2 protein-coding genes and 2 pseudogenes are annotated in these 3,135 nt (G+C 68.0%); 1 reads left to right on the forward strand and 3 read right to left on the reverse strand.

Annotated features, from left to right (window positions below):
• From ACIBEA_RS44250 to ACIBEA_RS44260, 3 genes and pseudogenes are all read right to left on the reverse strand, one after another.
• Window positions 1-604, reverse strand: a pseudogene (locus tag ACIBEA_RS44250) (hypothetical protein); the annotation flags it as partial.
• Between the two features lie 112 nt (window positions 605-716).
• Window positions 717-1,133, reverse strand: a complete 417-nt coding sequence (locus ACIBEA_RS44255; RefSeq protein ID WP_399270197.1) for a hypothetical protein — start codon at window positions 1,131-1,133, stop codon at window positions 717-719.
• Window positions 1,134-1,149: 16 nt separating this feature from the next.
• Window positions 1,150-2,520 (reverse strand): PQQ-binding-like beta-propeller repeat protein, encoded by a 1,371-nt coding sequence (locus ACIBEA_RS44260; protein ID WP_399270195.1) that lies wholly within the window; start codon window positions 2,518-2,520, stop codon window positions 1,150-1,152.
• Between the two features lie 229 nt (window positions 2,521-2,749).
• Between ACIBEA_RS44260 and ACIBEA_RS44265 the strand changes: the two are divergent.
• A pseudogene (locus ACIBEA_RS44265) lies at window positions 2,750-3,097 on the forward strand (transposase); the annotation flags it as partial.
• Window positions 3,098-3,135 lie beyond the last annotated feature (38 nt).

Below are 3,135 nucleotides of genomic sequence, written 5' to 3' on the forward strand. Positions count from 1 at the left end.
TGCCGAAGGTCTCGTCGGGTGTGCCGTCGGTGTGGAAGCGGGCGAGGGCGAAGTGTGTGTTTCCGGTGCCGTCGTCGGTGTAGCCGCCCGCGAGGATCTTTCCGTCGGGCTGGAGGGCGAGGCTGTTGATCTGGTCGTTGGTCTGGTCGGGTGTGTCGGCGAAGTGAGTGGTGGTTTTTCCCGCGTTGCCGAAGGTCTCGTCGGGTGTGCCGTCGGTGTGGAAGCGGGCGAGGGCGAAGTGTGTGTTTCCGGTGCCGTCGTCGGTGTAGCCGCCCGCGAGGATCCTTCCGTCGGGCTGGAGGACGAGGGCAGACGCCATGCTCTCGGCGCCGAAGCCCATCTCCGCGGTCCCGTTGTCGCCGAAGCCAGCGTCCAGGTGCCCGTCGGTGCGCTGGCGGGCCAGCGCGAAGCGCTGATGGACCGTCCCGGCCGTGACGACGCGTCCGTCCGGCTGGACGGCTACGGCGAAGGCCTGGGCGTCAGCGGGGAAGTCGATCGTGACGATGCTGCCGGGGCCCTCGTGGATCCCAGCCGGTGATGCGTAAGCGGAGGAACGTGCCGCGGACCACGCCGCGGTGATGAGGAGCACGATCACGCTCACCATGACGATCGTGAGCACATGCAGCGGTGAGGACGTTCGTTGAGGTGACGTTGGGCGATGTGGTCTCATTCTCCGGTCCTTTGACGGCGGGCATCCTGACGGCGCACGTGCGGGTTCAGCCGCTTCGAGCGGGACGGGTGGACACGAAGAGTGTCTGCGGCCCAGACGCTGCGGTGTAGTGGACGGTCCTTATTCCGTTCGCCGCGAGAACGAGCTGGCAGCGCGGGCACGGTCGTGCGAGTGCGGGCCTGCCCCGCCGGTCCAGCCTGGCCACGTAAAGCACCGCTCCCCGGGGCGGGGAGAACCTCCGCAAGACCGCCTCCTCCGCGTGCCAGGTGGCGTTCTTGAAGTCCACCCAGGGAGAGTTCCGCGGCAAGTTGGCGGCCTGACCGAGGACGCGGCTCCCCTTGACAAGGACGGCCCCCACGCGGTAGCGGCACTCCGAACGTGCGGCCCGTTTCAACGCGAGCGCCAGGAAGGGAGGCAAGGGCGCCGGGTAGGGCACGTTCTCCCGCAGGCGGGAGGCGGGCATCTGCCGTGACACCGGGTCAGCGCACCGGGGTCACGGGCGCCGGCGCGAGCGGTCGTGGAGCCGCCGGCGCGGGGAGAGCCCTGGATCCGAGAACCTGCGGAGCACCGGGAGACGAGCCGTAGGCGTGGAGCTGTCGGCCCGACGTGGCAACGAAGAGCCGGCCCTCGCTCATGACGGGACTGGACGTGATCCGGCCCTCCAGCACCTTCTGCCAGACTGGACGCCCCGTCTCCGGATTCAGCGCCATGACCCGGTCACCTTGCCCCAGGAAAAGCTGCCCGCCCGTGAGCGAGGGCGCCGAGAGAGGGAGCGCGCCAGCCGTGTGCGTCCACGAAGGACGCCCATCCGCAGCCAGAAGGGCGATCACTTTACGCCCAGCAACGGCGAACACCCTCTTGGTTTTGCCCTGCTGTCCCACGACGAGAGGCTGCACGGGAGAGTTCCCGGCGCGCCGTCGCCACTGGATCTGTCCCGTCGGCGTACTGACCGCGCTGATCTGACCGTTGGCCGAGCCCACGTACACGGTGCCCGCGTCAACGGCCGCCGGCGTGACGACCACCGTTCCGATGCGCGTGCTCCACAGCAGTTTCCCGGTGATCGCGTCGAGCGAGGACAGGGCCGTATCGTGGCTTGCGAAGTACACCTTGCCCGCATCGACAGACAGCGGTGTGCTCGTCCGCACCCTGGTGGCGAAGGCCCACTGGGGCAGCCCTGCGAGATCGAGGGCCTCCGCCCCACGCGCGGTCGCGACGTAAATCCAGGGCGCTCTGCCAGGGGCTGGAGCCGCGATGGCGACCGCCGCCGCCGTGTAGTCGGCGTGGCGCTGCCACAGAACCCGCCCGGCGGTGGTGTCGAGACCATAGAGCGTGCCACCGGAGTCAGTGAACACGACCGTGGTGCCATGGACCGCGGGGGCGGAGGTGACCTGCCCGCCGCTGGCGAAGCGCCACTTCAGCGCACCCGTATTCACGTCGAGGGCCTTGACATCACGGTCTCCGGCGACGTAGACGAGCCCGGCCGACCCGGTAGCTCCGTCGGCAGCATCACCGGTGAGACCGCTGTGCCAGACCTCCCTGAGACCGCTCACCGCTGGCGCTCCCGCAACCGCTGCCTGCGCACCGCTGTGTGCGGGGCCGCCCCCCTGCATTGGCCAGGCGAGCAGCTTTGGAGTCTTCGGTTCCGGACGCGTGGGTGAGGCGCTCGGCGACTTCAGGGCAGGAAGCGGGTTACTGCCTGTGCCCGTCGCGTCAGCCCGCCCGCCGAGGATCTCGCGGGCGGTCAGCGTGCCAACGATGATGGTGATGGCGAAGGCCAGGATGAACACTGGAATGAGAATGCCGGGCCGGCTGAGCCACGGCACTCCGTCCCCGGGATTGAGCCGATCCATGATCGTGTTTCCTCTCTGCCGACGCCGGTAGGCGAACGAACAACGGCATGGACGCCGAACTCACACGATCTTCATATGTGTGACTCATCCCGTGTTCTGTTAAATGCCATGCATTTGCCTGGAATCACCTCCCACCCATAGGCATCCGCCTGGCACGTTGCTCTGCGCGGTCCGGCCAGTACCGGGAGTGTTCAATGAACGGCGGATCCGATGATCAAGGAGACACCAGATGAGCGACACCACCATCGAGCAGATAGCGGTCGAGGGGGCGACGGCGGAGGCCGTGTCGACGGCCAGTGACGAGCAGTTGGTCGCGATGCTCGTGGACCGGGCCCGCAGCGAGGGTCTGCAGCTGACTGGGGAGGGCGGGCTGCTGCAGCAGCTGACGAAGCGGGTGCTGGAGTCCGCCCTGGAGGGCGAGATCACCGATCACCTCGGCTATGAGAAGCACGACGCAGAGGGCCGGGGAAGCGGCAACTCCCGCAACAGATCTCGCGCCAAGACGGTGCTGACCGAGGTCTGTCAATCCCCTCGGGCTGTGGAGATCTTTCAAGCGGCCAGCTCCACGGTGAGGCCGGCCTGGTGTTCTCGTTCGTAGTCGATCGGGCTGTGGTA

It is taken from the genome of Streptomyces sp. NPDC051555 (assembly GCF_044454405.1).
Taxonomy (GTDB): domain Bacteria; phylum Actinomycetota; class Actinomycetes; order Streptomycetales; family Streptomycetaceae; genus Streptomyces.